The sequence below is a fragment of the Olleya sp. Hel_I_94 genome, from assembly GCF_007827365.1.
Classification (GTDB): Bacteria; Bacteroidota; Bacteroidia; order Flavobacteriales; family Flavobacteriaceae; genus Olleya.
In genome coordinates, this window is the sequence record NZ_VISI01000002.1 from 1,482,823 (window position 1) to 1,496,862 (window position 14,040).

The window sequence follows — 14,040 nt, forward strand, 5'->3', positions numbered from 1 at the left end:
CATTATGAGATAATTATGAACGAAAATTTAAATGAAGTCGTGCTGCGTCCACGATTTAAGATAGAATTAAATAGATCACATACGTCTGTTTTAGAAGATTTTGAAGCTAAACGACTGGACCAGAAGCAATTTATAGTCTCCAGAGTGGATGATCATGTGTTTATTAAATTACCAAAAGCGCAACAACAATTTTGGTCACCACAATTACATTTAGAGATAAATGATCTAGAAAACAACAAAAGTCAATTGTATGGGCTTTTTGGTCCTAATCCAACAGTTTGGACATTATTTATGTTTTTACATTTTTTAGTTGCTGGATTATTTATAGCATTTTGTATTTCGGCTTACTCCAATTATGCCTTAAAAGTAGACTATCAATTACAAGTTTGGGGACTAATTGGTATGGTTATACTATGGTTTATATTGTATTTTTCTGGACGTTTAAGTAAAACGTCAAACCAAAAAGAAATGACAGCACTTTACACGTTTATGAGTAGTGTTTTAGATGAATAAAAAAAAGCTTCAGTTTACACTGAAGCTTTTTTTAAAATTCGATTATATCTTATATATCTTATTGTTGATTTTCGTAAAATGATACTGTACCACTATCCTCGTTAGAGACTATCAATAGGTCTTTTCCTGTTGGACTATCTGCTGCAGGAATAGCTAACAGACCTTCTGGAGCCTCGTCTCCAGCGTGTGATAAAATGGATAAAAACACAGGAGCATTTGGATTAGTAATATCATACACCATAATTTGGTCTGTACGCTCTAATCCTACAAATAAAATATAACGTTGGTTACCAATATTTAAAACATCAACACTTTCTGGTTCTGCACCTTTATCATCGCTTCGTTTATCCTCATCATTAAAGGTTGCTGGAGTAGCTGCTAAGGTTTGCGTTGCAATACTATTACCACTATCATACACTAAAGCTCCATTTGCACTCCAGATAGAAAACGAACGTGCACCATAACTATACAAATAGTCATAATCACCATCGTTATCAATATCGCCTTCAGACAACATCACGTTTAATCGTCCTAAATTAGCTTCGTTTTGATAATCTTCTGACGCAGGAAACATAGTGGCATCCAAGGTTAAATCTTTAACTCTGTCAATGTCTATATAACCAGGAGTGCCTTCATATTCTCTTGCATCACCTTCATTAGCAGAAATCACATAATCTGTTCCGTTTATTCTAACAGATACAATAGCGTCTGGTTGGTACAAACCTCTAACTGGCCAATTTTTAAGTTGGGTTACGCCATCCTCGTTACTAGCATCCAAACTATTTTGAGGTAACATATGGTCTTTATAACCTAAAGGAAAAATAGCTTCAATGGTTTTTGTTAGCAGGTTAATTTTTGCAATTCCGTTATTTTCTTGAAGTGATACCCAAGCTGTCTGCGAGTCTTCTGACACTGTAATATATTCTGGCTCGACGTCTTTTGCTAGATCTGCATTTAATCCTGTTACTCTAAAATGATTGGCTTCCAAAGTAGCCTCTTGGCTATTAAAACTTGTAAAATCTAAAGTGGTAACAGTGTTATTATTTAAATCGATAATACTTACGGTTCCCATTGGATCGTTGGTATAATCTGCATTTGGCTCGCCTTCATTAGCTGATAAAATAAAATTACCATCTTTAGAAAATGTAACCATATCTGGTAACGCACCAACTGTATAGGTATTATTTAAAGACGCATCAGCAGTATTATACACTCTTATTTGTCCTGGATTTTGTTTAGTTGAAGCTTCAACAGCTACTGCTAACTTACCATCAAAAACTGCTACACTATTAGGTGCACCAAAACCACTTAAGCTAATGGATGCTTCTTGCAATGGTAGTTCTAAATCTGTAAGGTTATAAATAGAAATCTCATTACTTTCAGCATTAGTAACAAACAACTTTTTTGTTGTTTTATCATATGCAGAAATTTCGGCAGCAGCCTCACCTCCAACATTAATTGTGGTTTTATAAGTAAAATTAACTGCTGTATTTACTGTTGGTAGATCTACAGAAGCGTCATCATCGTTTGCACAATGGAATAATGTTAAGGCTGAAAATAATAGTACTGACTTTTTTAAATGTTTCATTTTTAGTTGGTTTTTTTATAAACCATAAAAGTGAAACATCAAGTTTAACCTAAAGTTAAGTCAAAGCAACGATTACATTAAAATATGCTACTGATTGTAACCAAAACGTTTTAACTGACGTTGGTTGCTTCTCCAATTTTTATTAACTTTTACATAAAGCTCCAAGTGAATTTGCTTACCAAAGAATTTTTCTAGATCCTTTCTAGCCTCAACACCTACACGTTTTAAGGCACTTCCTTTATGTCCAATAATGATCCCTTTTTGCGTTTCGCGCTCCACCATAATTACAGATCTTACTCTGATTATTTGGTCTTCTTCAAAAAACTCTTCCGTATCAATCTCTACTGCATAAGGGATTTCCTTTTTATAATGCATTAAGATTTTTTCACGAATGGTTTCGTTTATAAAAAAGCGTTCTGGCTTGTCTGTTAATTGATCCTTTGGATAAAAGGCTGGAGATTCTGGTAATAATTCGATAATACGGTCAAAAACTTCTTTTACATTAAACCCTTCTAATGCTGAAATAGCAATAATCTCTGCATTTGGCACTTTAGTTGCCCAAGATTGCACTTGCTCTTCTAACTGCTCTTGATTAGATTTATCAATTTTGTTTAAAAGTAATAAAACAGGGATTTTAGCATTGGTAATTTTATTAAAAAACGCTTCGTCTTTTAATTCTTTTTCACCAATTTCTACCATATAAATAAGGATGTCTGCATCATCAAAAGCGGACTTAACAAAATCCATCATAGAGGCTTGCAGCTCGTAAGCTGGTTTAATAATTCCTGGTGTATCACTTAGTATTACCTGAAAATCTTCACCATTAACAATCCCTAAAATCCTGTGTCTTGTGGTTTGTGCCTTAGAGGTAATTATAGACAATTTTTCGCCTACAAAGGCATTCATAAGTGTTGACTTACCTACGTTTGGATTACCAATAATATTTACAAAACCTGCTTTATGTGCCATCTTAATCTTATTTAATAGACCGCAAAGTTACGACCTTGGTTTGTTTATTCCTCTATCATACATCACAATACTTCCTGCAACAGATACATTTAAGCTTAATTGCGACTTAAATTTAACCAAAAAATGGCTTTTTTCTATCGCTTGTTTAGATAATCCATGATCCTCTGCACCTAATAAATAGACACAACGTCTAGGATGATGGAAGGTTTCTAGATCCACTGCGGTATCATCCAGCTCTACACCTACTAATCGCGCACCTTTTGGGATGTTATCATAAAAATCCTGAAAGGTATCATAATGAAAATATGGCATAGACTTGACTGCATTATGCGTATCGCAAGCTTGTTTAGCATACCTATTACCAATTGTAAAAATATAGCTTGCGCCTAAATTTTGTGCAGTACGCCAAAGGACACCTAAGTTTTCTGGTGTTTTTCCGTTTTGGATACCTATACCAAAATATTCGTTTTCAAAATTATCTACCATGTTACAAAAGTAAAATTTTTAAGTACATTTTAAACACTTCGTTATACATATCCATGATGGAAGCTATCATAAAATTTTACTAATTAATTGAAAGGTCTTGTTTTTAAAACGACAAAAATTGTAATTTCATCTAAAAATTAACCAATGACCATTTTAAGACCTGTTATTATACTACTATTACTAGCCTTAAACACGTCCTGTAAAGAACGCAACACTAGTAATACTGCAACAGTCATAGATAGTACAACAGTAACAACGACTACCCTTAGTAAAGCGCAGCAAATTATAAATAAAACTATTTTGGCTCATGGTGGCGACTTATACCAAACTGCACATTATGCGTTTACTTTTAGAGATAAGCAGTATCAATTTAAAAATGAAGGTTCTAATTATAAGTACACTAAAACGTATATAAAGGACAACGATACGATCCAAGATATATTGACTAATACTACATTTTCAAGACTTTTAAATAATAAAGCAGTTACACTAACGGAAAAGGAAATTGTGGATGGCTCAGGAGCGATAAACTCGGTTATTTATTTTGCTATGTTACCTTACAAATTAAATGATCCTGCTGTTAACGCTAGTTATATTGAAGCTACTACTATAAAAAATAAAGACTATGCAGTCATACAAATTACTTTTAATGAAGCAGGTGGTGGACAAGACTTTGACGACCAGTTTTATTATTGGATAAATAAGGACACTAATAAAATTGACTATTTAGCCTACAGTTATCATGTCAATGAAGGTGGTGTAAGATTTAGAAGCGCTTATAACAGTCGTGTTATTGATGGCATAACGTTTCAGGATTATATAAATTATAAAGCAGATGTTGGTACTGCATTACAAACGCTACCTACATTACATGAAGCTGATATGCTTGAAAAACTTTCAGAAATAAAAACCGAGAACATAATTAATTTAAACAAAAACTAAAATGAAAAAATTACTATTTATTATCGCAGTTGTATTAATAGGAACGACTGTCAATGCACAAGAGTTTGCTAAAATGGACAAAAGCCCAATGGATCGTGCCTATTATCCAGAAAACGCACCAAAACGAGCGTTTGAAAAAGATGAAGCTAAGCAAGCCGCAATGGAGCCACAAATTAGAGTAACTTACTCTAGACCTGCAAAAAAAGGGAGAGACATTTTTGGAGGTTTATTAAAATTTGGAGAAGCATGGCGAGTTGGTGCTAATGAGTCTACTGAGATATTATTTTTAAACGATGTTACTGTTGGCGGAAAAACGGTAAAAGCTGGAAGATATTCTATAATAATCATCCCTACTGCTAACGAGTGGACACTTAAACTAAATACTGGTTTAGATGGTTGGGGAAATTACGGTTATGACGAAAGTAACGATGTTGCTAGTGTAAGCGTAGCTGTTACTGAAAGTGATACAGAAATTGAAAACCTGTCTATCGCGTTATACGAGGCATCTAAAAACACAGTACACTTAAAAATTGGATGGGATACTACTGTTGTAGAGTTTCCTATTACTTTAAAATAAGACTTAATTACTAAAAAAAGCCTCGCAAATTGCGAGGCTTTTTTTTTAAAACGCTATTTACATACTGTTTAATTTTATGCTACAGTTACTTTTTAAGCATATAATCCTGCCATTTTACCAATATATACTTCTCTATTCCGCTCTCCTTTTTTTTCATAAAACCAAACTCGTAAACAAATAAATACACTTCATCTTTGTTGTTTTTCCAGTAATGGGTAAAAAAATTGGGATCAAACCCTAAATCTAATACTACGTTAGATCTAACCGTCACTTTCCCAGCTTTGTTGTAAATTTTTAAAATACGCCTATTTAGCTTCAATTGTTTGTCTACACGACTATAAAACTTGGGTGTATCCTCTATCATTTTATTATAATGAAAAGAGCTTTTGCAATAAGCATCACAAAATTTTTTATCCGATCGTCCTGATACCTCTTTATTACAAGACAGACATGTTTTGCTTTTTTTCATAAAACAGAATATACAGCAGTTATTTATACGTTTATTAAACGTTTAATATACAACTATTTACTTAAATAAAAGTAATATTGGCTATGGAACTAAAAAAACATATTACACTAAAACATCTTTTAATAGATAATAAAAAATTTATTGGACTACAATTTTACTCTGATAAGGTATTAAATTCTTTAATAAAAGAATTACCAGATTTACAATGGACAGATGAGTTTAATATGCATTATATTGAAAACACAACAAATAACTTAAGTGCAATATTTGATTTATTTAGAGGTGTTGCCTGGATTAATGGAAAATACTTTTTTCAGACTACCAAATCCAAACAATTGGATGAAGAATTTAATGTAGAATGGTACAGAAAACGAGACTTACCCAAAAACTTGAAGTCTTGTCCAGAATCTTATTTTCAAAAATTAGAATTAAAAAGATATGCTAATAACACAGTAAAATCCTACGTGTCTTGTTTTGAAAGATTTATAAATTACCATATAAACAAAGATATAGATAGCTTAAATGAAGTAGACATACGCAACTACATACAGGTTTTGATACAGAGCAAACACTCCAACTCCTACATTAATCAAGCTATTAATAGTATAAAGTTTTATTACGAAGTTGTTTTAGGCATGCCAAACCGGTTTTATGCAATTGAAAGACCTAGGAAAGAAGCCAAACTACCAATTGTATTATCCAAAATAGAAGTTTTAAAACTTATTGAATCCACCAACAACATAAAACATAAATGTATTGTTAGCCTACTCTATTCGGCTGGATTACGTCGAAGCGAATTATTAAGTTTAAAACCAAAAGACATAGATAGTAAACGTATGGTAATAAAAGTATTAGGATCCAAAGGAAATAAAGATCGTTACACGTTATTATCGCATAGTATTCTAAAAGATTTAAGACTGTATTTTAAGCAATACCAACCAAAAGACTATCTATTTGAAGGTGTTAGAGGTCAAAAATATAATGCAAATAGTGTTTATAAAATTGTAAGTAATGCAGGAGCAAAAGCAGGAATAAAAGTTAAAGTTTCTCCGCATGTGCTAAGACATAGTTTTGCAACTCACCTCCTAGAATCTGGTACAGATTTAAGGTACATACAGATACTACTTGGCCATAACTCGTCAAAAACCACAGAAATTTACACTCATGTTGCCACAAATACTTTTAACTTAATAAAAAATCCGTTAGATTTGTAGGTATATATAATAGGAATAAACTCCCTTGGGAGTTTATTCAATTGTTGTAGCACATTTGAGAAATGAGAATATTCACAACATTATTTTTGATTTTAACCTTTTTTTCTTGCCAAAACAACAAGAAATCAAGCGAACTGAATATTAATATAATGGACAACGATACTGTTTATAAAAAGACTTCGTCTTATTTAAACAGCAAATACAAATTAATTGACAAAAAAGGGAATGCTGGAGAAATAATATTAAGCGAAAACACAAATAAAAAAATCGGAGGAAATTTTAATTTCGGGATTATTGAAACCAATAAACCTCAAAACAAAGCTTTCATTTTTTTATCTGACCAAAAAATAAAGTTTGACTCTTTGCCCAAGCTTGATAATCCGACTGACTTCTCTCTGGTAAATGAATTCGAAAAATCGACCTCTGAAAAGAATTTAAAATCAGTACTAATAGAAAAAGATGAGAATGCTTTGACCAATGCAAAGGCTTATAAATTAGTTTTTGCTTTTATAAAAAACCAAAAAGACACAATCGGATTTCAAAACACATATCAATTGGTTACTAACAATCGATTTTGTTCAATAAACTATATAAACGAATCGAGAGAAAACTATATTGAAATGGAAAAAGAATTCGAGGGATTAGCATTAAGAATAAAATAAAAAAACGTGCTACAACACCGGCTATAGTTCATTGCTTCTGACTTTCCTTGCGGAAAGTCCTCGCAAATTTGCTATCTTCGGTTTACGGCGGAAAATCCTCGCGGATTTTCACGCAACGAAACCATAGCCAAACACGTTAGCCACAATTTACCCTTGAATTCTATAAAGAGCATTCATTGCAATCATAATTTCACATTTACATTTTTTTGACACACTTATGTGTCAATTTTTAATATATTTGTCACGTATTTGTGTCAAATGAAGAAATCAAAAGAGCATATAATTGATATAGCGATTGTTTTATTGGAAAAAAACATTTTCGTGTCACTAGATGAAATTGCCTTAGAATCAGGTATTAGCAGAAGAACTTTACATCGTTACTTTGACGGAAAAGAAGAACTCATTATTCAAGTTTTCGAAACTTTATTAAACGAATATACCGAAGGCTTCATTGATATTATTTGGGCAGAAATGAATACAGTTGACACAATAAAAAGTCTATTGAAATATGATTTAAAATGGTATTCTAGATATACAACTATTTATAATTTGTATGAAACGCATAGCGATAAATATAAATTTGAAGAAGATTTGATTAAGAAAATCGAACAAGATTACATTTCTATTTTCACAACATTTCTAAGTGAGTATGACTGCAATCCTTTACTTAATTCTCAGTGGTTAGAGGCTTATTACACTAGTATTTTAAAACTAGGAGGAAATCAAATAAAAACTGGTTTAGATAAAGAAACAGTTTTTAAGACAATATGGGAAATATTTTGGAATGGTATAATCTCAAAAAACTAAGAAATAAAGAAAAAATGAATAATAATACCAATAACACAGAATCTAAAAAAAATATTACTCGAACAACTGGATACACGTTATTAACTATCTCATTTTTTTCTTGGATTTGTGTTTTTGTGGTTCCTTTTTTAGAATTAAAAAACCACAAACTAATAATCACTTCAATATTAATAATTATAGGTGAGATAACTTTTTACGCTTCAATTGCCTTATTAGGTAAACAGATAATAAAAAAATTAAAAGGATTTTTAAAAATATTTATAAATAAACATCAACACAGAAATGAAATTAATAACAAAAGTATCGGTAATGAAGAAACCCAAAAACATTAATTATTATTTAATCTTAACATTCCTATTCACAATAAGTAGTCAATTATATTCCCAAAACATTGATAAAAAAAATGTTTTCGGTATTATGGCAGGAGGTAATATATCTAATATTTCTAACTATGAAGGAAAATCATCATTAGGTTTTTCAGGTGGTTTATATTGGGAATGGAAATTTTCAAACAAATTCTCACTTCAATCAAATATTCTTTATTCTCAAAGAGGGGAAAATAAAGATGGTAACTTTTCCGATTTAAAACTAGACTACATCAATATGCCGATATTACTTAAATACTATGCTACAGAGAAACTTGGAGTAATGACTGGTGTATATATGGATTTCTTATTAAATGTTGATAGTTCCAACTTTGACAAAGATGATTTTAAGCAGACTGATTTAGGTATACCTATTGGTGTTAGCTATGATTTATCAAAAAATCTTCAATTAGGGTTATCTTATAATATTGGGCTTACAGATATTCTAGATAACAACCCAAATTCAGATAAACTAACAAATAATTGGGGTAATTTTTCTTTAACTTATATTTTTAAATAATTAAGTAGTAAATAACCTTGTTTATATTTAATTACTACTTCAATAATGCGAGAAGTTAGAAAATACCTCAATAAACTATTTATATCATTATTGTTTTGGATAATTGCAATGGTATTATATACTGTTTTTAGATATTACGGTATATCTGAAGAACTTGTTACTTATGCCAATTTTGATAATGATTTTTCTATGATAGTAAATATAAAACACTCTATTTTTTTTGGTGTTTTATTTGGGGTATTATATTCTTTTATCAACTATTATTTCGAAAGAAAAATTTTCGCTAACCTACCTATGTGGGTTATGTTTGTTCTAGAGTCAATTTTATTCATAATAATTTTTACTCTTACTATTATTATTTTTGGGTTTCAAGTTGATAATGACAACGATAATCTTGACATTTTAGCCTATCTAAATTGGTGGTTTTCAACTAAATTATTTTGGGCTGCGTTATTATATGCTAGTGTTGTATCAATGGGATTGTCGTTTATAAATATAGCTACACAACGATTAGGGCATAAGAATTTTTATAATATACTTATAGGAAAATACAGGCAACCAAAAGAAGAATACAGGGTTTTTATGTTTATAGATTTAAAGTCTTCTACTTCAATTGCCGAAGAGCTTGGGCATTTAAAGTATAGTAAACTAATACAAGATTGCTTTTCTGATTTAAATGCATTATTAAGAAAACATAATGCAGAAATATTTCAATATGTAGGAGATGAAGCAGTAATTATTTGGAATTTTCAAAACGGTATACAAAACAACAATTGTTTAAAAATGTTTTTTGCCTTTATTCAAAGCTTAGAATATAAATCAGAATACTATAAATCTAACTATAATATTATTCCAGAATTTAAGGCTGGTATCCACGCGGGTAAGTTGATGGTTGCCGAAGTAGGTACAATAAAGAAAGAAATTGCATATCACGGTGATGTTATCAATACTACGGCACGCATTCAATCTAAATGTAACGAATTTGAACAACAACTTATTATCTCTCAAGATTTATATAAACAGTTTGATAATTTAGACCACTATAAGTTCAAAAACTTAGGTTCTTTATTATTGAAAGGAAAGAAAATGGAAACAAATTTAATTGGAGTAAAAAACTGTGGCTAACAACGTGTATAGCTCATTGCTATTCAGTTGATTAAACCAAATTTAAAGCATATTTGGAAAGTCGCCAAATTTTTAAATTTGACGATTTCCAATAAAAAAGATAAATAGTAAAATTTAAAAATCTGGCTTGTGCCTCAACCGAAAATTAATCGCTAATTTGCACGCAACGAGCCATACACAAGACCGTTGTGTGTAATGTAAAAATCGTGCTAAAATTGAACATTTGAACTAAAAAAGCCAACGCTCAAACAGCACATTTATTTTTTTGCCGACACGAAAGCCAACGCTGAAAAAAATAAAAGAGCTGTTTCTTGCCAACGCTCGGAATAATATTAAATTTGAGAAAAAAGATTAAAATTTTATGAGCTTATTTCAGAACTCTGTTCTAAACAAATATTTAAAAGGATTGGAGTCCGAAAAAGTTAATCAAGCTTACGAACGATTTACGAGCCATTTCCATAATCCGACCATTCAGGAAAATATTCGAAATTCCAAAGAGGAACAATATCAAGGCGAATTTCTGATTGACCTTTTTGTAAACGTATTTGAATACGTTAAGAATCCGACACCAGATTTTAATCTTACAACGGAATTAAAAAACATAAAAGGCTCAAAAAAGACAGATGGAGCAATTTTAAAAGGCGAAAAAGCACTTGCGGTAATTGAACTGAAAGGAACAAACACAACCGATTTAAGCAAAGTAGAAACTCAAGCATTTGGATATAAAAACAACCAACCTGGTTGTAATTATGTAATTACTTCCAACTTTGAGAAGTTGCGTTTTTACATTGACAATGCAGTAGATTTTGAAGAATTTAATTTATTCCAATTAACGAAAGAACGTTTTGATATCCTTTGGCTTTGCCTTTCGTCTGAATATCTTTTAAAAGACATTCCTAAAAAAATTAAGGACGAATCCTTAACGCAAGAGGAAAAAATCACAAAAGAACTTTACAAAGACTACGCATCTTTCAGAAATGAAGTTTTTGATAGCATTCAAAAGGAAAATCCGCAATACGACAAACTAACCTTATTCAAGAAAACGCAAAAATTACTTGACCGTTTTTTATTCATCTTCTTTGCAGAAGACAGGTTATTACTTCCACCTAATTCAATTAGGTCTATAGTAAACCAATGGACAGATTTAAAAGATAAATACGATGAGTATTTTCCTTTGTACGACCGTTTTCAAAAGTATTTCGGTTATATGAATTCTGGTTATAAAGGACAACAACACGATATTTTTGCTTACAATGGAGGTTTGTTTGCACCAGACGAGATTTTAGACAACATCAAAATTAACGATGAATTGCTTTACAAACACACAGTTAATTTAAGCAATTACGATTTTGAAAGTGAAGTAAGTGTAAATATTCTTGGTCATATATTTGAACATTCTCTAAACGACATTGACGAAATCCAAGCAGAAATTCAAGGAGTTTCAACTGAACAAAGCAAAACAAAACGAAAAAAAGATGGTGTTTTTTACACGCCAAAATACATTACCAAATACATTGTAGATAATACTGTTGGCAAACTTTGTGAGGAAAAGAAAATTGAACTTGACATACAAGAAGCTGAATACGAAAAAGAACGTAAAGGAAGAAAGAAAGCAACACTAAAAAAATTAACTCAAAAATTAGAAGATTATAGAAAATGGCTATTACAAATTACCATTTGCGACCCAGCTTGTGGTAGTGGAGCTTTTCTAAATCAAGCTTTGGAGTTTTTAATTGCAGAACATCAATATATTGACGAATTACAAGCCAAACTCTTTGGAGACGCAATGGTTTTAAGTGAAGTTGAAAATGCAATTTTAGAAAATAATATTTATGGTGTTGACATCAATGATGAAAGTGTAGAAATTGCAAAACTATCACTTTGGTTAAGAACAGCACAAAAAGACAGAAAACTAACTTCATTAAACAATAATATTAAATGTGGTAACAGTTTAATTGATGACCCTACTTTTGCTAGAGAAAAAGCTTTTAATTGGAATAACGAATTTCCAGAAGTTTTTGCAAATGGAGGTTTTGATGTTATTATTGGAAATCCACCTTATGTTAGACACGAGATAATTAAAGAGTTTAAACCTTCATTTCAAAAGGATTATGAAACATATTTAAGTACAGCAGATTTATATGTGTATTTCATTGAATTGGGCATCAAAGCTTTGAAAACAAACGGATTATTAGGTTTTATTAATCCAAACAAATTTATCAAAGCATCTTATGGAAAAAATTTAAAGCAATTTTTAAGTAAATTACAAATTGAACAATTAATTGATTTTGGAGAATTAAATGTTTTTCAAGATGCTGTTACTTCACCTCTGATTTTGATAATTAGCAATAAAGTTTTTGACTATGATGCTAAATATCTTCAAATTCAAACTCTTAAAAATTTAGATATTAATTTTAGCCTGAAAAGTGAGGGAATAAGTCTAAAACCTGAAATCTTTCAACAAGAAAAATGGAATTTAATATCAGAACAAGAACTTTCAATTTTAAATAAAGTTCAAAACAATGGAATTTCTATTGCTAACAATAAAGAATTAGATATTAAACGTGGATTACTTACAGGTTTAAATGATGCTTTTATAATAAGCGAAGAAGTACAAAAAGATATAATCACAAAAGACCCAAAGTCTGCCGAATTAATCAAGAAATTTATTGATGGCGATGATGTTCGGAAATTTGAAATTAGAAGTAAAGGAAAACATTTAATTTGTATTCCAAGTGGTTATACAGATTTACAAGAAGAATTTGAAAATGAAAATGATGCGTGGTTTTGGCTAAAAACTAATTTTTATGGAATTGCAGAATTTTTAGAACCATTTAAAGAAAAAGCAAAAAAACGAACAGATAAAGGAAAGTATTGGTGGGAATTAAGAGCTTGTGATTATTACAATCTTATTGATAACCCCAAAATTATTTATCCAGAAATTGCAATGAGTTCTCGTTTTGCATTTGACGAGGAAAGCACGTATATAAACAAAACAATATTTTTAATTAATAGTTCAAGTCTTTCGTTATTAGGCTTATTAAATTCTAAACTCATTTGGTATTATTTAATGAATATTTGTGCTTCACTTGGCGACCCTAAAAATGGTGGAAGATTGAATATGCAAAGAATTTATTTAGAAACTATAAGTTTTCCAGAGCATTTAATTATTGAGAGTTCAGATTTGACTGAACCTGCTAAAACAGTAAGAACTTTATATGCTTCTCTTAACAAAAAGATTAATCGTTTTAGAAAGAGAGTATTAAACACAGAAAGTTTTGGCATAGACAAACTTTCTAAAAAGCTAAACGAGTTTTACGATTATGATTTTAAAACCTTTTTAGCAGAACTTAAGAAAAAGAAAATCACATTAAGTCTTTCTCAACAAGACGAATGGGAAGAATATTTTGATGAATATAATAAAGAGATAAACGAGCTTAAAAATCGCATAAATGGAATTGAAAATGAAATTGATAATTTGATTTACAAACATTATGAATTAACTCAAGAGGAAATTAAAATAGTAGAAGATGCCAACGCATAAGCCATACACATTCGCAATTCGCTTCAGCCAACACACAAGCCAAAAATTGCAAAAGAGTATGTCTTGCCAACGCTCACATTTGAACTAAATAACAAACATTGGAAAACCAAGCAGAACGTAAAAACACTACACACAACAACGTGTATAATTAATGGCTAGTTCAAGCCTACTTACGAAAATCCTCACGGATTTTCTATTCGGTTTTTATTTACTAAATTAGGTGCTTAAACACGCCACTAATCATACACAAAACCGTTGT

The 14,040-nt window shown here is 30.7% G+C and carries 14 protein-coding genes; 10 read left to right on the top strand and 4 right to left on the bottom strand.

The window, feature by feature from the left end; all coding sequences use genetic code 11:
- The first annotated feature begins 15 nt into the window (after window positions 1-15).
- Window positions 16-513: a GTP-binding protein gene (locus JM82_RS09895; protein ID WP_145002999.1), complete on the top strand. Its 498-nt coding sequence runs from the start codon at window positions 16-18 to the stop codon at window positions 511-513.
- 58 nt (window positions 514-571) lie between these two features.
- On the opposite strand, the gene JM82_RS09900 is transcribed toward JM82_RS09895, so the two are convergent.
- From JM82_RS09900 to JM82_RS09910, 3 genes are all read right to left on the bottom strand, one after another.
- The gene (locus JM82_RS09900) at window positions 572-2,101 is read right to left on the bottom strand and encodes a choice-of-anchor I family protein (RefSeq protein ID WP_145003002.1); all 1,530 of its coding nucleotides are present in this window, start codon (window positions 2,099-2,101) and stop codon (window positions 572-574) included.
- A gap of 87 nt (window positions 2,102-2,188) precedes the next feature.
- Window positions 2,189-3,070 carry a GTPase Era gene (era, locus tag JM82_RS09905; protein WP_145003005.1) on the bottom strand — a complete coding sequence of 294 codons (882 nt, stop codon included), beginning with the start codon at window positions 3,068-3,070 and terminating at the stop codon, window positions 2,189-2,191.
- A 27-nt stretch (window positions 3,071-3,097) separates the two neighbouring features.
- Window positions 3,098-3,556, bottom strand: coding sequence for an RNA methyltransferase (locus tag JM82_RS09910; RefSeq protein ID WP_028283779.1), 459 nt, complete (start codon window positions 3,554-3,556; stop codon window positions 3,098-3,100).
- A 144-nt stretch (window positions 3,557-3,700) separates the two neighbouring features.
- Between JM82_RS09910 and JM82_RS09915 the strand changes: the two genes are divergently transcribed.
- Together JM82_RS09915 and JM82_RS09920 are read left to right on the top strand one after the other, a co-directional pair.
- Window positions 3,701-4,498, top strand: a complete 798-nt coding sequence (locus JM82_RS09915) for a DUF6503 family protein (RefSeq protein ID WP_145003007.1) — start codon at window positions 3,701-3,703, stop codon at window positions 4,496-4,498.
- 1 nt (window position 4,499) lies between these two features.
- The gene (locus JM82_RS09920; protein ID WP_145003010.1) at window positions 4,500-5,075 is read left to right on the top strand and encodes a DUF2911 domain-containing protein; all 576 of its coding nucleotides are present in this window, start codon (window positions 4,500-4,502) and stop codon (window positions 5,073-5,075) included.
- Between the two features lie 85 nt (window positions 5,076-5,160).
- On the opposite strand, the gene JM82_RS09925 is transcribed toward JM82_RS09920, so the two are convergent.
- Window positions 5,161-5,544, bottom strand: a complete 384-nt coding sequence (locus JM82_RS09925) for a hypothetical protein (RefSeq protein ID WP_145003013.1) — start codon at window positions 5,542-5,544, stop codon at window positions 5,161-5,163.
- Window positions 5,545-5,627: 83 nt separating this feature from the next.
- Here JM82_RS09925 and xerA point away from each other — a divergent pair, with 83 nt between their 5' ends.
- The 7 genes from xerA (at window position 5,628) to JM82_RS09965 (ending at window position 13,781) form a co-directional block, all read left to right on the top strand.
- Window positions 5,628-6,758, top strand: coding sequence for a site-specific tyrosine recombinase/integron integrase (gene xerA, locus JM82_RS09930; protein ID WP_145003016.1), 1,131 nt, complete (start codon window positions 5,628-5,630; stop codon window positions 6,756-6,758).
- A gap of 149 nt (window positions 6,759-6,907) precedes the next feature.
- A complete protein-coding gene (locus tag JM82_RS09935; protein ID WP_145003019.1) occupies window positions 6,908-7,420 on the top strand; it encodes a hypothetical protein in 513 nt (170 codons plus the stop codon).
- 258 nt (window positions 7,421-7,678) lie between these two features.
- The gene (locus tag JM82_RS09945) at window positions 7,679-8,227 is read left to right on the top strand and encodes a TetR/AcrR family transcriptional regulator (protein ID WP_145003022.1); all 549 of its coding nucleotides are present in this window, start codon (window positions 7,679-7,681) and stop codon (window positions 8,225-8,227) included.
- A gap of 14 nt (window positions 8,228-8,241) precedes the next feature.
- A complete protein-coding gene (locus JM82_RS09950) occupies window positions 8,242-8,559 on the top strand; it encodes a transporter suffix domain-containing protein (RefSeq protein WP_186439205.1) in 318 nt (105 codons plus the stop codon).
- Window positions 8,537-9,112 carry a porin family protein gene (locus JM82_RS09955; RefSeq protein WP_186439206.1) on the top strand — a complete coding sequence of 192 codons (576 nt, stop codon included), beginning with the start codon at window positions 8,537-8,539 and terminating at the stop codon, window positions 9,110-9,112. The genes JM82_RS09950 and JM82_RS09955 overlap by 23 nt, the downstream gene beginning before the upstream one ends.
- Before the next feature lie 45 nt (window positions 9,113-9,157).
- Window positions 9,158-10,237: an adenylate/guanylate cyclase domain-containing protein gene (locus JM82_RS09960; RefSeq protein ID WP_145003031.1), complete on the top strand. Its 1,080-nt coding sequence runs from the start codon at window positions 9,158-9,160 to the stop codon at window positions 10,235-10,237.
- A gap of 361 nt (window positions 10,238-10,598) precedes the next feature.
- Window positions 10,599-13,781: an Eco57I restriction-modification methylase domain-containing protein gene (locus JM82_RS09965; protein WP_145003034.1), complete on the top strand. Its 3,183-nt coding sequence runs from the start codon at window positions 10,599-10,601 to the stop codon at window positions 13,779-13,781.
- Window positions 13,782-14,040: the final 259 nt, after the last annotated feature.

Bases quoted from the DNA above. Each gene is read 5' to 3' on its own strand.
- JM82_RS09945 (WP_145003022.1), top strand. From the start codon at position 7,679: ATGAAGAAATCAAAAGAGCATATAATTGATATAGCGATTGTTTTATTG.
- xerA (WP_145003016.1), top strand. From the start codon at position 5,628: ATGGAACTAAAAAAACATATTACACTAAAACATCTTTTAATAGATAAT.
- JM82_RS09920 (WP_145003010.1), top strand. From the start codon at position 4,500: ATGAAAAAATTACTATTTATTATCGCAGTTGTATTAATAGGAACGACT.
- JM82_RS09955 (WP_186439206.1), top strand. From the start codon at position 8,537: ATGAAGAAACCCAAAAACATTAATTATTATTTAATCTTAACATTCCTA.
- JM82_RS09965 (WP_145003034.1), top strand. From the start codon at position 10,599: ATGAGCTTATTTCAGAACTCTGTTCTAAACAAATATTTAAAAGGATTG.
- JM82_RS09960 (WP_145003031.1), top strand. From the start codon at position 9,158: ATGCGAGAAGTTAGAAAATACCTCAATAAACTATTTATATCATTATTG.
- JM82_RS09915 (WP_145003007.1), top strand. From the start codon at position 3,701: ATGACCATTTTAAGACCTGTTATTATACTACTATTACTAGCCTTAAAC.
- JM82_RS09935 (WP_145003019.1), top strand. From the start codon at position 6,908: ATGGACAACGATACTGTTTATAAAAAGACTTCGTCTTATTTAAACAGC.
- JM82_RS09925 (WP_145003013.1), bottom strand. From the start codon at position 5,544: ATGAAAAAAAGCAAAACATGTCTGTCTTGTAATAAAGAGGTATCAGGA.
- JM82_RS09910 (WP_028283779.1), bottom strand. From the start codon at position 3,556: ATGGTAGATAATTTTGAAAACGAATATTTTGGTATAGGTATCCAAAAC.
- JM82_RS09900 (WP_145003002.1), bottom strand. From the start codon at position 2,101: ATGAAACATTTAAAAAAGTCAGTACTATTATTTTCAGCCTTAACATTA.
- era (WP_145003005.1), bottom strand. From the start codon at position 3,070: ATGGCACATAAAGCAGGTTTTGTAAATATTATTGGTAATCCAAACGTA.
- JM82_RS09895 (WP_145002999.1), top strand. From the start codon at position 16: ATGAACGAAAATTTAAATGAAGTCGTGCTGCGTCCACGATTTAAGATA.
- JM82_RS09950 (WP_186439205.1), top strand. From the start codon at position 8,242: ATGAATAATAATACCAATAACACAGAATCTAAAAAAAATATTACTCGA.